At 39.5% G+C, this 19,036-nt stretch carries 19 protein-coding genes; 15 read left to right on the top strand and 4 right to left on the bottom strand.

Going from position 1 to position 19,036, the window contains the following annotated elements; translation table 11 throughout:
- Positions 1-93: 93 nt before the first annotated feature.
- Together BCM40_RS01855 and BCM40_RS01860 are read right to left on the bottom strand one after the other, a co-directional pair.
- Positions 94-1,578 carry a glycine betaine uptake BCCT transporter gene (locus BCM40_RS01855; RefSeq protein WP_065527407.1) on the bottom strand — a complete coding sequence of 495 codons (1,485 nt, stop codon included), beginning with the start codon at positions 1,576-1,578 and terminating at the stop codon, positions 94-96.
- Positions 1,579-1,669: 91 nt separating this feature from the next.
- The gene (locus BCM40_RS01860) at positions 1,670-2,230 is read right to left on the bottom strand and encodes an SLOG family protein (RefSeq protein ID WP_065527406.1); all 561 of its coding nucleotides are present in this window, start codon (positions 2,228-2,230) and stop codon (positions 1,670-1,672) included.
- A 144-nt stretch (positions 2,231-2,374) separates the two neighbouring features.
- Between BCM40_RS01860 and BCM40_RS01865 the strand changes: the two genes are divergently transcribed.
- The 13 genes from BCM40_RS01865 to BCM40_RS01925 all read left to right on the top strand — a co-directional run bounded on the left by BCM40_RS01865 (position 2,375) and on the right by BCM40_RS01925 (position 13,803).
- Positions 2,375-3,334, top strand: coding sequence for a threonine ammonia-lyase (locus BCM40_RS01865; RefSeq protein ID WP_065527405.1), 960 nt, complete (start codon positions 2,375-2,377; stop codon positions 3,332-3,334).
- A 68-nt stretch (positions 3,335-3,402) separates the two neighbouring features.
- Positions 3,403-3,555 carry a YfhE family protein gene (locus BCM40_RS01870; RefSeq protein WP_065527404.1) on the top strand — a complete coding sequence of 51 codons (153 nt, stop codon included), beginning with the start codon at positions 3,403-3,405 and terminating at the stop codon, positions 3,553-3,555.
- A gap of 158 nt (positions 3,556-3,713) precedes the next feature.
- Positions 3,714-4,487: an SDR family oxidoreductase gene (locus BCM40_RS01875; RefSeq protein ID WP_065527403.1), complete on the top strand. Its 774-nt coding sequence runs from the start codon at positions 3,714-3,716 to the stop codon at positions 4,485-4,487.
- Between the two features lie 31 nt (positions 4,488-4,518).
- Positions 4,519-5,076, top strand: coding sequence for a TetR/AcrR family transcriptional regulator (locus BCM40_RS01880; protein ID WP_065527766.1), 558 nt, complete (start codon positions 4,519-4,521; stop codon positions 5,074-5,076).
- Positions 5,077-5,096: 20 nt separating this feature from the next.
- Complete coding sequence (locus tag BCM40_RS01885; protein ID WP_065527402.1) at positions 5,097-5,519, top strand: acyl-CoA thioesterase; 423 nt, start codon at positions 5,097-5,099, stop codon at positions 5,517-5,519.
- Positions 5,506-7,275: an acyl-CoA dehydrogenase family protein gene (locus BCM40_RS01890; protein ID WP_083394554.1), complete on the top strand. Its 1,770-nt coding sequence runs from the start codon at positions 5,506-5,508 to the stop codon at positions 7,273-7,275. The genes BCM40_RS01885 and BCM40_RS01890 overlap by 14 nt, the downstream gene beginning before the upstream one ends.
- Before the next feature lie 11 nt (positions 7,276-7,286).
- A complete protein-coding gene (locus tag BCM40_RS01895) occupies positions 7,287-8,261 on the top strand; it encodes a quinone oxidoreductase family protein (RefSeq protein ID WP_065527400.1) in 975 nt (324 codons plus the stop codon).
- A 56-nt stretch (positions 8,262-8,317) separates the two neighbouring features.
- Entirely contained in the window at positions 8,318-9,250 is a 933-nt protein-coding gene (locus BCM40_RS01900) for a ketopantoate reductase family protein (protein ID WP_065527399.1), read from the top strand.
- A 160-nt stretch (positions 9,251-9,410) separates the two neighbouring features.
- Complete coding sequence (locus BCM40_RS01905; protein WP_065527398.1) at positions 9,411-11,147, top strand: carbon starvation CstA family protein; 1,737 nt, start codon at positions 9,411-9,413, stop codon at positions 11,145-11,147.
- A gap of 69 nt (positions 11,148-11,216) precedes the next feature.
- A complete protein-coding gene (locus tag BCM40_RS01910) occupies positions 11,217-11,480 on the top strand; it encodes a cory-CC-star protein (protein WP_006829350.1) in 264 nt (87 codons plus the stop codon).
- Positions 11,481-11,504: 24 nt separating this feature from the next.
- Positions 11,505-12,437, top strand: a complete 933-nt coding sequence (locus tag BCM40_RS01915) for an ArsA family ATPase (RefSeq protein WP_065527397.1) — start codon at positions 11,505-11,507, stop codon at positions 12,435-12,437.
- A 5-nt stretch (positions 12,438-12,442) separates the two neighbouring features.
- Positions 12,443-13,423 (top strand): zinc-binding dehydrogenase, encoded by a 981-nt coding sequence (locus BCM40_RS01920; protein WP_065527396.1) that lies wholly within the window; start codon positions 12,443-12,445, stop codon positions 13,421-13,423.
- A 71-nt stretch (positions 13,424-13,494) separates the two neighbouring features.
- Positions 13,495-13,803, top strand: coding sequence for a DUF4870 domain-containing protein (locus tag BCM40_RS01925; RefSeq protein ID WP_065527395.1), 309 nt, complete (start codon positions 13,495-13,497; stop codon positions 13,801-13,803).
- Positions 13,804-13,825: 22 nt separating this feature from the next.
- Here the strand turns inward: BCM40_RS01925 and BCM40_RS01930 are convergent, their stop codons facing one another.
- A complete protein-coding gene (locus BCM40_RS01930) occupies positions 13,826-14,269 on the bottom strand; it encodes a YtoQ family protein (RefSeq protein WP_065527394.1) in 444 nt (147 codons plus the stop codon).
- 55 nt (positions 14,270-14,324) lie between these two features.
- Positions 14,325-14,546, bottom strand: a complete 222-nt coding sequence (locus BCM40_RS01935) for a transcriptional regulator (RefSeq protein WP_065527393.1) — start codon at positions 14,544-14,546, stop codon at positions 14,325-14,327.
- Between the two features lie 130 nt (positions 14,547-14,676).
- Here BCM40_RS01935 and BCM40_RS01940 point away from each other — a divergent pair, with 130 nt between their 5' ends.
- Positions 14,677-15,843 carry an exonuclease SbcCD subunit D gene (locus BCM40_RS01940; protein ID WP_065527392.1) on the top strand — a complete coding sequence of 389 codons (1,167 nt, stop codon included), beginning with the start codon at positions 14,677-14,679 and terminating at the stop codon, positions 15,841-15,843.
- Positions 15,840-18,932 (top strand): AAA family ATPase, encoded by a 3,093-nt coding sequence (locus BCM40_RS01945; RefSeq protein WP_065527391.1) that lies wholly within the window; start codon positions 15,840-15,842, stop codon positions 18,930-18,932. Before BCM40_RS01940 ends, BCM40_RS01945 begins: the two co-directional genes overlap by 4 nt.
- Positions 18,933-19,036: the final 104 nt, after the last annotated feature.

Genomic DNA, 19,036 nt, shown 5'->3' on the forward strand with positions numbered 1-19,036 from the left:
GTCTACTATCTAGTTATTCTATACCCCAACCCTTTTGAGTTAAGCCATAAGAAAAGCCGGCCTCAGAATATTTCTGAAGCCGGCTATTTAATATTATTTTTTCATCATTTTTAATTCTAAATTTAATGCTTTAACTAAAGCAAAAAGCATGAGAATAATGACGAATGAAAATGGCAATGCCGCGATAATAATCGTATTTTGTACAGCTGCTAAACCACCCACTGATAATAAGATGGCCGCAATCATTGATTGTGCAATTCCCCATAAAATCTTGATTTGATTGCTGGGTAGTAATGATCCGCGTGTAGATTGCATTCCTAAAACAAAAGTCGCTGAATCAGCTGATGTGATAAAGAATGTACTAACGAGTAAAATTGCGATAATCGACATAACAAATCCAAAAGGTAGTTCGTTAAACATTGCAAATAAGGTTTGTTCGGTTGGAAAAGCAGTCAAGTCGATGCCACTTTTTTGAAGGTTGATAGCAGTTGTTCCAAAAGTCGCAAACCAGATCGAGCCAAACACTGTCGGTGCAATGACTACGCCAGTAAGAAATTCACGAATCGTCCGACCTTTTGAAATGCGGGCGATAAACATGCTGACAAAAGGTGCCCATGAAATCCACCATGCCCAATAGAAAATGGTCCAACCGTCTAACCAACTGCGATTATCCGCATCTAGTGGGGCAGATTTAAAGCTCATGCTGATTAGGTTTTGGATATACTCTCCGAAAGTTTCAGTGAACATATTCAAAATTAGAAGAGTGGGTCCGAGTATTAAAACCAATACCAACAAGACGACAGCGACAATCATATTAACATTAGATAGATATTTAATACCTTTGTTTAATCCAGACCATGCAGAGATGATGAATAGAATAGTAACAACGCCAATGATGATCATTTGCACCCAGTATTCTTGTGGTGCGCCGAACAGGTAAGCGATTCCTCCATTAATTTGAGCAGCGCCAAAGCCGAGTGAAGTTGCCACACCAAATACTGTAGCAAAAACAGCGAGCACATCAACGAGCGTCCCTAATGGTCCATTCATTTTGTCTCCAAAAATCGGCTTCAATGTTGAAGAAATTAATGCAGGCTCTCCTTTTCTGAATTGGAAAAAGGCTAAAGATAAAGCGACCATTCCGTACATCGTCCAGATGTGAATGCCCCAATGAAAATAGGTCCGTTGCAATGATTCTTTGAACGCTGCATCCGTGCCAGGTTCTGCTGTAGGTGGTTGAACAGCAAAATGAGATAACGGTTCGGAAGCGCCATAGAACACAAGACCGATACCCATTCCTGCAGAAAAGAGCATGGAAATCCAGCTGAATGTCGAAAATTCTGGGCGATCCGAGTCTTTACCAAGACGAATTTTCCCATATGGACTAACGATGATAATGCCTACGAATATCATTAAGATCCCCATAATCATTAAATAATACCAACCAAATGCTGTATTGATATAGTTGCGAATACTGCCTGTAGCAGCTTCAAATGTTTCCGGCGCGATGACTCCAAATGCGACCGTTAGAATAATTAGCGCAAACGTGATATAAAAGACTTTCGAAGCTTTTTGCATAGTTCCCCCTGATAATAATTTTTTTAACATAGTTGTTAAGGTTACCGAAAAGAAGCTGCGTAGTCAACAAAGGATAGTAGTTTATGCATTATTAATGATCCCAATCATTCAGTTGTTCTTCTTCTGTCACAACCCGTAAATCATCCCCTGTTATAGTTAATACTTGATAGTCACATTTTTCTGCGTAACGTTCGGCTTCTTTTTTGATGAACTTAGGTGAACCATCTGTTTCTTCATCGTATAGAATCAAGATGCCATCAGAGTTGCGTAAAAAAAATTTGTTTTTCTCGATAAACTGCCAAGGGGCTTCGTAAGGTTTGCTCGTTAAACTTCGATGAAAATCAGCTTGATCGATTATCATCTGATAATTTTCCTGTTTGGTTTCGTTCCACCTTTTTTCCTGTTCAAGAAATGGTGTCAGCACAGCATATTTCAATTGTGGAAATTCTTCTTTCATATCAAGAACTACTTCGGCAGCCCAAGTTTCGACCCCTAGTTGTCCACTTACAATAACCCATTCTAACCCTTCATCCAGCAAAGCACGAAACCGATTTTCTAATGCTTTTTTAATAAAGCGGATGCCTGGATTTTTTTCATCAAATATACCAAGTTCATGTTGTTTATAACCGGTAACTACCAGTCTTTTTAACAATTTCTCCACCCCTTTCAACTCATACCATTTTAGTTTACAGGAAAGAAAGAGGCTTTAATACTCGCGTGATTATCTGAATAATTAAATCAATCTAGCTAGACGTGGTAAGATATGGGCATAGTGAAAGTTAAAGGAGTAGATAAAATGATCTCTTTAAACGATGTGGAAAAAGCACATAAAAAAATACAAGATCGTATTCACATGACACCAATCCTTACTTCTTCACAATTAAATAAGCATTGTGTAAGAGAAGTATTCTTAAAGGCCGAGCATCTTCAAAAAACAGGTTCGTTTAAAATAAGAGGAGCGACAAATGCGGTGATGCAAGCAGTTGAAACAGGCGCGAGCTTTGTCACAGCTGCATCATCCGGAAATCATGGGCAAGCGGTTGCTTACACTGCCAGTAAGTTGGGAGTGTCAGCAGTAATTATAGTCCCAGAGGATGCGAGTCGTGCTAAAATAGCTGCCATTAAAGATTACGGAGCAGAAATCGAGTACTGCGGAAAGACGTCTGCTGAAAGAATACCAAGAGCTAAACAACTTGCCAAAGAAAGAAATGGTGTTTACATTCCTCCCTATGACGATGCGGCGGTAATCGCTGGACAAGGGACAATCGCGTTAGAAATTTTAGAGCAATTGCCAAATCTTGATGTAATCGTTGCACCAGTCGGGGGAGGCGGATTAATGAGTGGAGTTTTATGTGCAGTCAAGAATTCGAAACCAGGAATTCGGGTTGTGGGTGTTGAGCCAGAAAGTGCAAATGATACATATCTTTCGCTTCAAGCGGGGAAAATCACGGCAATTTCAGGAACATCAACCATTGCAGATGGGCTACGTACTACACAGCCCGGAGATTTAACCTTTCGCATTCTACAAGAGCATTTAGACGAATTGGTCTTAGTTACAGAAGAAGAAATAAAAGAAGCCTTTCAATTTCTGCTAGAACGTACCAAACAATTAGTAGAACCATCAGGAGCGACGGCTCTGGCAGCTGTAATGGCTGGTAAAGTTGGCGAGCCAAATGAAAGAGTTGCGGTTGTGTTATCTGGTGGAAATGTAGATCTTTATCAAATTGCAACACTCGTAAAAAAACGAAATGTTTAACAGTTAATTAAGCGGGAAAAATGGCAATAAAGAAGGGTAGATACTAAATTAGAAAGGGACTGGTGAAAATGAGTAACGAAAAAGAACCGCATGAAAAATTGACAGATAAAGATTTGGATTTAAGTTCCGCACAAGAAGTACATTACAACGAAGATTTTAAAAAAGCGGATAAAGCAGCCAAAGAGGACGATCAACAAAAAAACAAAGATGATGATAAGTAAGAAGCAAGCGGATTTATTACTCAGGTAATAAATCCGCTTATTTTTTTTGTCATGTGCATCTTGCAATAAAAAAATGAAAGGGCTAACATGAAGTTTAAGTATTCTGAACATACCGACTAGTTAGTATAAAGTAGGTTTGACTACAAGGAGGACAAAAGATGACCGTCATGAATTTATTTAAGTTAGATGGAAAGACCGCCATTATTACAGGTGGAGGCAGAGGGCTTGGTGCAATGATGGCAGAAGCTTTTGCTGAAGCAGGAGCCAATATTGTCGTCTGTTCTCGAAAGCTTGAAGCTTGTCAAGAAACGGCAAACAAGCTTGAGCAAATGGGAGTAAAAACACTGGCGTTAGCTTGTGACGTGACAAGTGAAAGTGATGTAGAAAATGTGATTCAAAAAACGCTAGAAAAGTTTGGTTCAATTGATATTTTAGTAAACAATTCTGGGGCAACTTGGGGAGCACCAGTTATTGATATGCCACTAGAGGCATGGAAAAAAGTAATGGATGTCAATGTGACAGGTACGTTCTTAATGAGCCGTGAAGTTGGAAAAACCATGATTGCACAAAACAGTGGGAAAATCATTAACATTGCATCAGTTGCCGGATTGGGTGGGATTGATCCAACGTTGATGGATACCATTGGCTACAATACGAGCAAAGGTGCGGTTATCACGTTCACGAAAGATTTAGCTGCCAAATGGGGGCAGCACAATATTAATGTCAATGCGATAGCACCCGGATTCTTTCCCACTAAAATGTCTAAATCAGTAATGGAAAGAGGTCAAGAAGGTTTACTCGCTAAAACACCTTTAAACCGATTTGGCACCGAAGAAGATCTAAAAGGAACTGCTTTATTTTTAGCATCAAAGGCATCGGATTACATAACGGGAGATGTCGTTGTCGTTGACGGAGGCATGCACGTTCTTTAGTTCATAGGAAAACGAATGGCGGCGAACAATGATGAAAAACAAAATTAAGCAAACGAGCATTCTTTTGTTTGAGAAAAAAGGTTTTACTGAAACCTCCATTCAAGATATTGTCGGAGAGTTAGGGGTTACGAAAGGAACTTTCTATTATTATTTCTCAAGTAAAGAACAATTGTTAATGGATATTCATATAAGCTATATCGACGAATTATTAGAGCGACAAAAAGCCATTCGTCAAGAACATCACAGCAATCGCACGAAACTAGAACGACTGATCGCACTACTAATTGCAGATATTGCAAATCATGGACCAAGTGGCAAAGTGTTTTTCCGAGAAATGCGTCACTTAGACAGAGACAATGCGGTAAAGGTAAAAAAGAAACGTGAGCACTTCAGGAAAAATTTAGAGGAAATTATAAGTGAAGGAATTGCTAAAAATGAGTTTCGAAGTGGGCTTGAACCCGAAATGGTCGCTTTTGCTATTTTGGGAGTCACGAATTGGAGTTATCAATGGTTTAACCCATTAGGGAAGATTTCAGCGGATCAATTAGCACGTATATATAGTGATTTAATTCTTCATGGCATTGCTTGATAAGGAAGGGAGGAAGAAAGATGGTGTTTGAAATCCCAGTGAAAGCACGATTTTGTGAAACAGATGCGTTGGGTCACATAAGCAACATTAGTTATTTTATTTACTTAGAAGAAGCACGGACTGATTTCTTTGCAGAATTAGGGTTTGGTGACGATGTTAATAATTGGAGTATTATTTTGGCATCCATCAAATGTGATTTTGTAAAACAAGGACATTATAACCAACAATTAATCGTTCTGACAGAAGTGAGTCATATGGGAAATTCAAGTTTTCAACTTGTGCACAAAATTAAAGATGCACAGAGCGGAGAATTGATTGCAAAAGGTGAAGCAAGTGCAGTGCACTTTAATTTTGAGACACAAAAAAGTGAAGCTTTGCCTGATGATAAACGTAAGAAACTGGAGAAATATTTAGTTGTGGAGGAAAGCCATAGTGGAAACTAAAACTTTAGCCTATACAGGTGCAGCTTTTCTATATCAAGCATCTAATAACTTTTTCACGCCAGAAGATTTTACGGAAGAACACCGGTTGATTGCAAAAACAGCAAAACGTTTTTTAGAAAAAGAAGTGCGGCCAAAAAATGAGGAAATTGAAAAACAAAATTTCAAAGTAGTTCAAACTTTGTTTGAAAAAGCTGGAGAGCTAGGACTACTTGGTCATAGTGTGCCAGAGAATTATGGTGGACTTGGTCTCGATAAAATTAGTAAAGGATTAGTCGGAGAATCTCTTGGTTCAGCCGGGAGTTATGGAGTGGCGCATTCCAATCATACGTGTATAGCAACTTTGCCAATAACTTATTTTGGTACCTCGCAGCAAAAAGAAACGTATTTGCCAAAACTTGCTTCAGGAGAATTTATCGGAGCATATTGCCTGACAGAACCAGGTGCAGGTTCGGATGCTTTGTCCGGAAAGACAACAGCGAAACTTAACGAAGAACAGACTCATTACATATTAAATGGAACAAAAATGTTTATTACCAACGCGGAATTTGCAGATACATTCATTGTTTATGCAAAAGTAGACGGAAGGGCTTTTACAGCATTTATCGTTGAAAAAGACCATCCGGGTTTATCACTAGGTCCCGAAGAACAGAAAATGGGGATTAAAGGTTCCTCAACGCGCGCCGTGATTTTTGAAGACTGTAAAGTGCCGGTAGAAAACCTACTTGGTGATATTGGCAAAGGGCATGTCATTGCATTAAACGTTTTAAATTTAGGTCGCTATAATTTAGGGTCTGCCTGTATGGGGGCGGCAAAATATGCTTTGGAGCTTACATTAAACTACACGAGTGAGCGTCGTCAATTTGGCAAAGCGATTGCCGACTTTTCAGCAACACAAGAAAAAATAGCTCATATGGCTCTTCGAATTTACGCTTCCGAATCATTGCAATATCGAACAGCTGGCTATCTTGAAAGTGCATTAGGAGATCTATACGCTTCAGAAAATCATTATGACATTGCAAAGCAATTGATGGAATATGCAGTAGAGTGCGCGGTTTGCAAAGTACATGGTTCGGAAACGTTAGATTTTGTCGTGGATGAAGCATTTCAATTGCATGGTGGCTATGGGTTTATAAAAGAATACAAAATTGAACAACTGTATCGAGATTCACGGATCAATCGGATTTTTGAAGGAACTAACGAAGTAAACAGATTGCTTATCATTGGAAATTTACTGAAACAGACTGCTAAAGGGAAAATTCCATTGCAACAACTGACAGCATCCGCGGTGGAAGAATTGAAAGCACCAAAATCTATAGATGATCATGTTCTTTCCACAGAATTAGAAGCGATTCATGCAATTCGGCGAGTCTTTCTTTTTTGTATCGGAATTTGTTATGAAACCTATAATGGAGAGCTAATGGAGGAACAAGAAATTTTAATGGGATTAGCAGATATCGGCATCGCATTGTATTCTTTGGAATCTGCTGTAATAAGGACTGCAAAAGCGCTCGAACCTGAAACAAAAGAACAACATATACAAAAAACGTTAATGGCACAAGCAATGACCGGTGATATATTGCTCGAAGTGGAAATGATTGCGCGCAAAATACTGCAGGCTGCTTCTGCCGAAAATCAATTAGCGCACAATACGGCAGTTGTCTCAAGTGAATTGAGTCGATTACAAAAGAGTGGACTGGGTAAAGTGAAGCGACAAATCGCCAAAAACTTATTAGAGTCAAACCAATATATTTTTTAGGAGGAGTACTAATGAAAGCTATAAAATTCGAAGAGTTTGGTGGACCGGAAGTTTTGCAACTTGTGGAAGTTGAAAAACCAGATTTTGCTGATACAGAAGTTATTGTGGAAGTAAAAGCAATTGGGATCAATTATGCAGATACAGCTAGACGGGAAGGGAAGTATGTTGTTCAAACGGAATTGCCTTATATTCCAGGATCAGAAGTGGCAGGAGTAATAGTTGCGAGCGGAAAAAATGTAGAGAATTTTAAAGCAGGAGATCGGGTCGTGGCCTTAATCGGTTCTGCAGGATATGCGGAATTTGCTGCAGTCGATGAAAGTGTGTTGACCAAAATTCCAGAAGGAGTCGGGTTTGATCAAGCTGTCGCACTTCCGTTACAGGGGTTAAGTGCATACCATATATTAAAAACGATGGGACGGATTCAAAAAGGAGAGACGGTATTAATTCATGCTGCTGCAGGGGGAGTTGGGGCAATTGCCGTACAATTGGCTCGGATCTTTGGAGCGGAAACCATTGTTGCGACGGCTAGTACCGAAGAAAAGTTATTTCATGCACAGAAAATGGGGGCAACACATTTAGTAAACTACACAGAAGAAGGATGGGTCGACAAAGTCAAAAACATTACTGGTGGTCGAGGTGTGGACTTGGCACTGGAAATGGTCGGTGGGGAAGTATTTAATAAAACTTTAAAATGTTTGGCTCCGTTTGGCCGAATTGTGGTCTTCGGCGCTGCTAGTGGAGAACAATCTTCTTTTAGTCCAGGACAGTTAATGCGGAAAAATCAATCGGTTATTGGATTTTTCCTGCCACAAATTATGCGGTATCCCGACTTAATCCACCAAAGCTTTAACGAATTACTTGCTTATATGAAGAGTGGAGAGTTGGTTTTGACGATTGGTGGAGTTTATCCATTAGAGGATGCTGCGAAAGCACATTACTCATTACAAGGAAGAAAGACCATTGGGAAATTAGTGTTGAGACCGTGATGCGTCTTTCGGCAAAAAAGAAAAACTGATATGAAAAGGTATAAAGGAGTGGACGGATGAAAATTTTAGTAGTGGGTGCCGGTGCAATCGGTGGATATTTCGGAGGGCGGTTACTCGAAAAAGGAGAAGATGTTACTTTTTTAGTAAGAGAACAAAGAAAAGAAAAATTACAGCAAACCGGTTTGAAAATTAGGAGCAAAAATGGTGATCTTCAAGTGACGCCAAAGTTACTGACAAAAGACGATAGCAGTCAGCCATTTGATGTGATATTGGTTTCAACGAAATCGTATCATCTTGAACAGGCGATAAAGGATATTCAATCATTCGTTGGACCAGAAACGATGATTTTACCTTTGCTAAATGGAATTGCCCATCTGGAACTTTTGATTAAGGCATTTGGAGAGAAACAGGTAATCGGCGGGTTATGCTTTGTCGAAACAACACTATCGGAAGACGGGACAATCGTTCAAACGAGTCCGATTAATCAATTGGTTTATGGAGAACGTACGGGTGAAAAAACCGAACGTATTGAAAAGTTAGAACAATGCTTTAGGGGCACAAAAGCAGAGTTTGTAAAGAGTGAGAACATCAACCAGGACATGTGGCATAAATATTTGTTTATAACGGCTATGTCAGGCATTACTGCCATGATGGAGGCGCCCATAGGACCAATTAGAGACCTCGAATCGGGTCAGCGTACCATAAAAGCATTTCTAGACGAGCTAGTCACTATAATGGAGAAAATAGAGGCGCCCATTCAACAAGGAATTGCTGAAATTCAGTTAAACCGAATGAACAGCATGGCACCAGAAATGAAGTCGTCTATGCAGCGAGATATTGAAAAACAGCAGCCCACTGAATTCGAACATTTACAAGGTTATTTACTTACTCAAGCTAAAAAAGTGACCGTTTCTGTCCCGATTTTGGAAACGATTTATACAAAATTAAAGCTATATGAAGAGAAACAAAAAACCAGTAGTAACTTGTAAGCAACAGTTTTTTAGCTAGTGAAATTAGCTAGCCGATAAATTTCTTTGGAAGTAAAAAGAAATATTTGTCAGAACATTTACATTCTTTAGACAGTCAACTATGATGAACATACAAGCGCTTTCATGCGCTTGTTTAAGATGAGAAAAAGGGGTTGGGAAAATGAATGCGATTGCATTAGCTGCTATTGGGATTTTTATTTTTATACTTGGTTACCGCTTTTATTCCAAATTCATAGCAGAGAGAATTTTTAAGCTCGATCCGAATTACGTTACACCTGCACATCGCTTTAAAGATGGTGTCGATTTTGTACCTACTAATAAATTTGTCTTGTGGGGTCATCATTTTACTTCAGTCGCTGGAGCTGCTCCTATTTTAGGTCCAGCCATTGCGGTGTATTGGGGATGGTTACCAGCAGTACTGTGGGTAGTACTTGGAACAGTATTTGCAGCAGGTGTTCATGATTTTGGGACATTGGTGTTATCTGTTCGAAACAAAGGACAGTCAGTGGGAACACTTGCTCACCGTTTGATTGGGCAACGAGGAAAAGTGTTGTTCTTATTTATTATTTTAATTTTAGTGTTAATGGTCAACGCCGTATTTGCTTGGGTTATTGCCAAGCTATTCATTTCTTATCCTGCTAGTGTGGTACCGGTATTTATCCAGATTCCTTTAGCGATGTGGATTGGTCATGCTGTTTATAAGAAAAACAAAAAAATGCTTATTCCGTCAATATTTGCTTTGGCGATTATGTACATAACTGCCATTGTTGCGAGCCAAGTGAGCTTTCTACAAATTGATCTTGTTCAATATATGGGGGGAGAAAACGGAACAGGAATATTTGGACTTGATCCTATTTCAACGGCGTTCTTTATTTGGATCATCGTTTTAATGATCTACGTTTATATTGCATCTACATTACCGGTTTGGAAGTTACTTCAGCCGCGTGATTTTATCAACTCCCACCAGTTGATTGTCGGGCTTGGTATTTTGTATCTGGGGTTACTGTTCACAAATCCTGAAATTACGGCACCGATGACAAATCCAGATGCCGATATTTCTTGGTTCCCGTTATTGTTCATTACGATTGCTTGTGGTGCGATTTCTGGATTCCACGGGCTTGTGTCGTCTGGAACAACTTCAAAACAGCTAGATAAAGAAACCGATGCTCGTTTTGTCGGTTATTTAGGGGCTGTCGGAGAAGGCGTTTTGGCATTAATTTCGATTATTGCTGTTATTACGTTATTCCCTGACCGCGAGTCGTTTTTTGCCACTTATAGTAGTTTCCAAGCTTCTAACGGAGCAGGGTTAGGTGCTTTTATCGAAGGGGCTACAGGACTAGCGCAAGGATTGATGATTCCGGCCGACGTTGCTTCGACCATTGTTTCGATTATTGTTGTGTCGTTTGCAGCGACTACTTTGGATACGTCAGTTCGATTAATGCGTTATATTATTTCAGAACTTGGAGTCGAATACAAAATTCCGTCTCTTGAGAAAAAACATGTGGCAACAACCATTGCGGTCGGTGCAAGTGCTGCACTTGTGTTACTTCCTGAAGGACCAAATGGTTTTGGTTCAGGTGGATACTTGTTATGGCCATTGTTTGGAACAGCCAATCAGTTGTTAGCGGGTATCAGTTTATTACTAATCTCCATTTGGCTGAAAAAACTCGGGCGAAATTACATCATCACTATCGTTCCAATGATTTTCTTGATGTTTATGACGCTTTGGGCCATGTTCCAGCAAGTGTTCTTGCAATGGGCATGGTATGCCAAACAGCCAAGTATGCTGCTGTTCATATTTGGAGCAATCATTTTTGTCTTTACGCTCTGGATCATTTTAACTGCAGTCCAAGCATTGTTGAACAAAACAGACCCTAATTTCTCAGGGGATGAATAAAATATAAAAATGGGTAAGGGATCATGAATATTGTGATCCCTTCCATTTATATTAGAAAGAGGTGTCGATATGTTGGTGTTCGATAAATTAAAACAATTGATTGCTTTTTATGAGGCTGTCCTTGAATTGCCACATCGCACTGAAATTGCACGTGAACTACGAGATGAAGATGATCTCTTTTTGCTCATGTTGTACTCGGAGATGTTAGGGATTCCGAATCCTGTGTATTATTACACGCTGGAATTGTATCCGTATATGATAGAAGAATTTCACGATTGGCATTTACGCATGGGCATGGATAAATCCCCATTAACCGGTATTCGTTGCTGTTAGTTTTGTTAGGAATGAGGAGAAAATATGGATGTACTAGCTAAAAGTATTATTTTCGTAGGTGGAAAAGGCGGTGTAGGAAAATCGACATCAGCTGCAGCGATTGCTTGGAGATCTGCCAAAGAAGGATATAAAACGTTATTAATTTCAACAGATCCTGCTCATAATGTAGGCGATATTTTCAACGAACAAATCGGTGGTAAAACAAAAGAAATTGCTAATAATTTGTATGCCCTTGAAATTGACCCTGAGATTGAGACAGATAATTATATTAAAACGGTAAAAGCCAATATTAAAGGAACCGTTCATTCGAGCATGATGGAAGAAGTAAACCGTCAATTAGATACAGCAAAAGCTTCTCCAGGTGCAGACGAAGCGGCGTTATTTGATAAGCTGATTCATATCATTTTAGAAGAACGCCAAAATTTCGATAAGTTAGTGTTCGATACGGCGCCAACCGGTCATACCATTCGGTTGTTAACATTGCCAGAACTAATGGGTGTATGGATTGATGGGTTGCTTGAGAAACGTCGCAAAACCAATGAAAACTACTCCCAACTATTAAATGATGGAGAGCCAAGAGAAGATCCGATATACGATGTGTTAAGAGAGCGTCAAGAGCGATTTTCCAAAGCGCGCGATCTTTTGCTTAATGAGAAAGAAACTGGGTTTATCTTTGTGCTAAATCCAGAACGGCTTCCTATTTTGGAAACAAAAAAAGCGTTGGACTTGTTGCACAACTACCAACTTCACGTCAAAACGCTCATCATTAACAAAGTGTTGCCAGAAGAAGCAGATGGAGAGTTTTTAATGGAACGGAAAAAGCATGAAAAGAAATACATGCAACAAATAGAAGAAACATTTTCTACGCAAAAGTTAGTATACGTACCGCTATTTTCGCAGGATATTATTAGCAAAAAACAACTGGCGTTATTTAGTGATTATTTTAAGAAAGGATGAACGACATGAAAGCATTTGTAATGGAATCCGGTGAGTGGAAGTTAAAAGAAGTAGACGAACCAAAAGCGAAGTCAGGAGAAGTCGTGGTGTCTTTAAAAGCAGCAGGCATCAATCGCAGAGACTTAGGTTTGATCAAACGTTATGGAGATAATCCAGAAGCGCTCATCATTGGGTCAGATGGAGCAGGTGTAGTAGAGGCAGTTGGAGAAGATGTGGTCGATTTCGCTTATGGAGACGAAGTGATTATCAACCCAGCGTTGCGCTGGTACAAGAATAGCGAAGCACCGCCTGCAGAATTTGATATTTTAGGATTGCCTGATCATGGTACTTTTGCAGAAAAAATTGCGATTTCCGTGGAACAATTAGAGAAAAAACCACATCACTTGAATTGGGAAGAAGCGGGAAGTTTAGTTTTACCTGCTCTCACCGGATACCGTGCTTTGTTTACAAAAGGGCGATTAAAAAAAGGAGAAACCTTGTTTATACCTGGTGCTGGAAGCGGTGTTGCAACGTTCCTTATTCAATTTGCGAAAAATTGTGGAGCTCGCGTAATTGTTACTTCACGCAGTGAAGAAAAGCGTGAATATGCTAAGAAAATCGGTGCGGATGTGGCCATTCCAACAGACAGTGATTGGGTAAAAGAACTTGAAGGAGAAACCATTGATCTAGTTATCGACAGTGTGGGAGAGGCAACATTTAATCGCTCACTAAATGTGTTGAAAAAAGGTGGCCGAATTGTTATTTTCGGTGCCACTACAGATGACATTGTTGATTTTGACCTTCGTAAATTCTTTTACGGCCAATATCAGTTGTTTGGATCCACTATGGGAAGTCGAGAAGAGTTACGAGCCATGTTAAAGCATATGGAAACTTATAATATACGGCCTATTGTGGATAAAGCCTACTCATTAGATGAAGCGAAAGACGCATTTGATCATTTAGCTTCAGGCAACCAATTTGGCAAAGTTGTTTTACGGATCAATTAATGCAAAGTGAAACTTTCCGGACAGTCAATCGTATATAAACAAGAAGAAAGAATTGACTGGAGGTATATAGGATGGAAAACACAGGGTTGAAAGTACTTGTCCATGCCAGTGCGTTTTTTGCACCATTTCTTGTCCCTGTCATCGTGTTTTTAATTTCAGAAGACAAAGAACTTAAAAGGTTGTCAATTCAAGCATTGTTATTTCAATTAGTAATAGGCGCATTGATTTTCATTTCCAGCTGGTTAGTTATTTTCCTAATCGGCATCCCGATGCTAATCGTTTTTGGACTGATGGGCGTTATCGTGCCGATCATGGGAATTATCAAAGCGCTTAACAACGAATATTTCGACTACCCAATAGTCGGAAGCTGGTACCAATAAAAAAAGCCCCGAGGGGCTTTTTTTATTGTTCGAGAATATAAGATAAGGCTTTAATAGCTTGGTCACATGTTTCTACAGTAGCACTCGATTTTCGAGATAATTCTTTTAATGGGTGATGTAATGTTTCTGGACGAATGATAATGACCGGCTTGCCTAAAGCAAGCGCTGTACTCGCATCCATAGCTGTATTCCATTGTTTGTATTGCTCGCCAAAAAGGGCAATTACCAAATCAGCTTTGTGCATTAAAACGCCGGTGCGCAAATTATTAAAACTAGAAGCGGCATGATCTTTAGCAATTGCATCGGTTTGCTCTCCAAGAATATCTTCACCAATGTTATCCGAACGCTCGTGAATTTCCATTGGTCCTACAAAATCGATTGGCAAATCTAAAGCAGCTGACTTTTTCTTGATTTCCTCGCGCCATGAACTATGAATTTCTCCAGCAAGATAAACAGTTAATCTCATCATGTCACCCTCCAAAAGCTATTTCTTCAAGTGTATCATAATGATAGAATCGTGCTTATATGATCTGGCGCTCTTTATGGATTACGGGCATCGCTGAAAGCACATTGTCCATTTTAAAAGTACGTTTTTTGTGACGAAGAAAGCAGTAAGCTTGAAACGAATCTTCTGCCACCGATAAAATTTTAACGCGACGTTTGCTAATGCTGCCATCTTTCGCGATGTACATCATATCAATTAGCTGCTGGTACTTAAAAGCTTTTTGAATTTGTGCTTTCATGAATAACCCTCCCTACAATAAGAACGTTTGTTCTTATTGTAGAACAAAAGACCGATTAAAACAAGCAGTCCATCTCGTGTATAATGGAACGAACATATATTCTTTTGCGACAAACGAAAGGGGTAATTAGATGAAGTTTTTTCATACAGCTGACTGGCATTTAGGAAAATTAGTGCAAGGTATTTACATGACAGAAGACCAGCAATATGTGCTAGATCAATTTATAGATGCAATCAAAGAAGAAAAACCGGATGCCGTTATTATTGCTGGCGATCTTTATGACCGTGCAGTTCCTCCGACAGATGCAGTTAACTTGCTCGATGAAATATTAGCAAAAATTGTCTTGGAAATGAGTACGCCTGTCTTGGCAGTAGTAGGAAATCATGATAGTCCGGGAAGATTGAATTTCGGCAGCCGCTTAATGAAAGGTAACGGAATTCACATTGCGGGTCATGTTCATAAAGATCATCAGGCCGTTGTTTTAAATGATCAGTTTGGGGAAGTTCATTTTCATTTAATCCCATATGCTGATCCTTCGATGGTCCGTTATGAATTCGAAGATGATACCATCCGCACGCATAACGATGCAATGAAGGCTATTACAGAAAATATAAAGTCTGCATATAGTAAGCAAGCACGTCATGTGTTTGTTGGTCATGCATTTGTAACGCCTCATGGTGAGCAAGAAGAAAATACAAGTGATTCCGAACGACCATTATCCATTGGAGGAGCGGAACATGTAGATGCCCACCATTTTGAAGGCTTTCATTACACCGCGTTAGGTCATTTGCATAAAGCCCATTTCGTGTTGAATGAAACCATTCGTTATTCGGGGTCTCCTTTAAAATATTCAATCTCTGAAGAGCATCATAAAAAGGGCTTTCACATTGTTGAGTTAGATGCACAAGGGGAAGTCGCTGTAGAAAAGCGATTGTTTACGCCAAAGCGTGATATGCGCACAGTTGAAGGAACTATAGATGAAATTTTGACCCATGAAATTAGTGATGATTATGTGTTTGTCACGTTGTTGGACGAGACACCTGTACTATTTCCGATGGAAAAAGTCCGATCCGTGTATCCAAATGCTATGCATGTTGGACGACAAAATTTCTCGGGTACTATGTTGCAAAGTGAGACGGGATCACGCCGGAAAATGGATTCTTTGTCTTTATTCCATGCTTTTTACGAAGAAGTAAAAGGCGAAAAAGCAACTGAAGAAACGGTCGGTATTTTTAAAGATGTACTAGATGAATTTTTGCGTGAAGAACCGGTTGTAAAAGAAGAGGTGAAGTCATGAGACCGTTAAAATTGAAAATGACTGCATTCGGTCCTTATAAAAATACCGAAGAAATTGATTTTGCTAATTTGCAAGGAAATCAGCTGTTTGTTATTTCAGGGAGTACGGGTTCGGGTAAAACCACAATTTTTGATGGCATTTGCTTTGCTTTATACGGTTCTGCTAGTGGGTCTGACCGGAGTGAATCACGTATATTGAGAAGTGATTTTGCAGAGGATGCAACACACACTGCTGTTGAAATGGAGTTTGAAATTCACGATAAAAAATATCGTGTGTTGCGCCAAATGAGCCATATAAAAAAAGGCAATAAAAGTCCAACTGGAGAACGTTTTGAATTTTTCGAGCAAACAGAAGAAGGCGAAAAACCAGCCGTGGAACGCCAAATTGTCTCGGAAATCAATCGACGCATCGAAGAAATTGTCGGATTAACTCAAAACCAATTTAGCCAAATTGTTATGTTGCCACAAGGTGAATTTCGTAAACTTTTAACTTCTGAAACGGACAATAAAGAAGAAATCCTACGGAAAATATTTAAAACAGAACCTTATAAATTAATCAGCGAACGATTAAAGCAAAAAAAAGACGCGGCAGAAAAAATATTTGATCGCGAACATCACAAGATGAATATTCACCTTCAGCAGATTAGTTCTTCCTTGCCGGAACGACAATCCGACCTTTTTGAAGTGTTAAGCCGAGAACATAAAAACATTAACCAAGTGCTTGATGGACTCGAAAAAGAAGCTGCGTATTACAGAGAGAAAATCAGCATCGATGAGAAAAAGTACGAGAAGGCATATCAACAACATGCTGATAAAATGACCGCTTATCACGAAGCGAAAAAGTGGAATGATCGTTTCGATGAACTTTCCACAAAAAATGACCAACTCGAACAGCTTGTGCAACGTCAGCCAGAATATGCAGAAAAGGAAATCGCTTTGCAATCGGCAGAAAGAGCCAGTTATATAGCCAATATTGAACAATTAGTTCATGAATTGCGTCGCAATGAAATCGACAAGAATAAATTGTTGAAAGACACAATCGATCAGCAAGAACACGCAAAACAAACAAGATACGCAGCAGAACAAACATTTCATATACAACAGGCACTTCAAAGTGAGCGTGACAAAGTCAGCGAGCAACTTATAGAGTTGGAAAAATTATTGCCAACGATACAAGAGATAGCAGTGAAAAAACAACAGTTAGTACAGCTTGAGAAAACTTCGAACCAATCGGCAAATCGTTTAAAGAAAGCAGAAGAAGAGTTTAACGAACAAAAGAGTGAAAAACAACAACTGGATAAAAAGGTTGCAGAATTAGAAAACATGCTGGATGCCTCTGATGATATGCACCAAAAGTTAACAGTCGTAACTGAAAAATATCGGATAGTAACCGACTATATTTTATTGAAAGAACAAACACAGCAGTTACAAGCTATGGAAAAAGCCAAAAAAGTAAAGCTTGAAGAAAAAACGGCTTCTTATCGGCAATTGGAAGATCAATGGTTTGCTAACCAAGCCCATGTTCTTGCAGGTCAATTGCATGCCGGAGAGGCGTGTCCTGTCTGTGGAAGTACGGAACACCCTGGAACAAAAATATCGAATACAGAGCAAGCTGTAACAAAAGAGCAAGTAGAAGTGGCAAAATCTTACTTTGATCAAGTGGATGGAGAATACCGTAATGCATCAGCAAAACGGATAGCTATAGAAGAGCAGTTGGAAAACAAAGCCCATGAATTAATGGCGTTAAAGCTAAGAGTTGAAGAAGTAGTTGAAGTTTCGACCGAGTTGGAGCAAACAAAAATCCAGCTGACCGAAAGAATGAAACAACAGCAAGCTCATAAGCTCGAGTTACGCAAGTGGAAAGAGCAACTGGCTAGTTGCATAGAAAAAATTGAACAACTAGAACAAAATAAACAAACCTTAACGAAAGAAGTCCAACAGCATAGCTCTTCTTTTCAAACAGCTGCAGCTGTTTTTGAAAACGACTTGGCCACAGTACCAGAGGACCTTCGTGAGTTGCCTGCCTTGAAGGAGCAATTACAACAAGTATCATCGCGAAAGCAACATCTTGAAACACAGTGGAAAGCTGCTCAAGAACAATTCCAACTATCGAAAGAACAATTGGCCAGTGCGGAAGTATCTGTCCGTCATGCTACAGAGACAGCCAGAGAAGCAGCACAAAAGAGTGCAAATACTGAACAACAATTTGTTCAAGCTTTGGAAAAATCATCATTCGATTCTGAGCAAGCGTATCAACAAGCAAAAATGACTGAAGCCGCTTTTACCGCCTTGAAAAAAGATATACAAGAATTTAATCAGCATCGGCATACGCTAACGCAACAAGTCAGGGAATTGAAAGAATTACTAGCGGACCAACGCTTGAAAGATTTGAGCCAAGCGGAAATTGAATTGTCCGCACTGAAAGCGAATTACGAAAGTGCTTTTGCAGAACAGAATCGGTCGCGAGATTTTGAAAAGATAAGTAATGAATTAATCGACAGCATTCAAAGTGTGATTGAAACAGCGCTAGAAGCCGAGCGAAACCTTAATCGAATTGCTGATTTGCATAATATGATTCGAGGACAAAATGGGTTGAAAATTTCATTTGAACGTTATTTGCAAATTGAGTATTTGGAACAAATTATCTTATCCGCCAATGAACGATTGAAAAATTTATCAAATGGTCAATTTTACTTGATTCGCAGTGACCGTCAAGAAGCTCGTGGTAAACAAAGTGGCCTTGGGTTAGATGTGTATGATGCATATACGGGGCAGACACGAGATGTTAAAACAATGTCCGGTGGAGAGAAATTTAATGCTTCCCTGTGCTTAGCGCTTGGGATGGCGGACGTTATTCAGAGCTTTCAAGGAAATGTCTCAATTGATACGATGTTTATCGACGAAGGGTTTGGATCTCTCGATGAAGAATCCCTTAACAAGTCGATTGAAACTTTGGTTGATTTGCAAAAATCCGGGCGGATGATTGGTGTTATATCACATGTGCAGGAACTAAAAGCAGCAATTCCAGCGATATTGCAAGTGGAGAAATCAAAAGAAGGATACAGTCGGACAAAGTTTGTCATCAAGTAATTTCAGGCAGTAAGAGCTTATGTGTTTGAAGTACTTGGGAAAAGTGAATAATAGAAGTAAGAGATAAAGTGTTGAAGAAGAAAGTCGCAAATCGCATTACAGGG

This window comes from Planococcus donghaensis, from assembly GCF_001687665.2.
In the GTDB taxonomy this organism is placed as follows: Bacteria; Bacillota; Bacilli; order Bacillales_A; family Planococcaceae; genus Planococcus; species Planococcus donghaensis.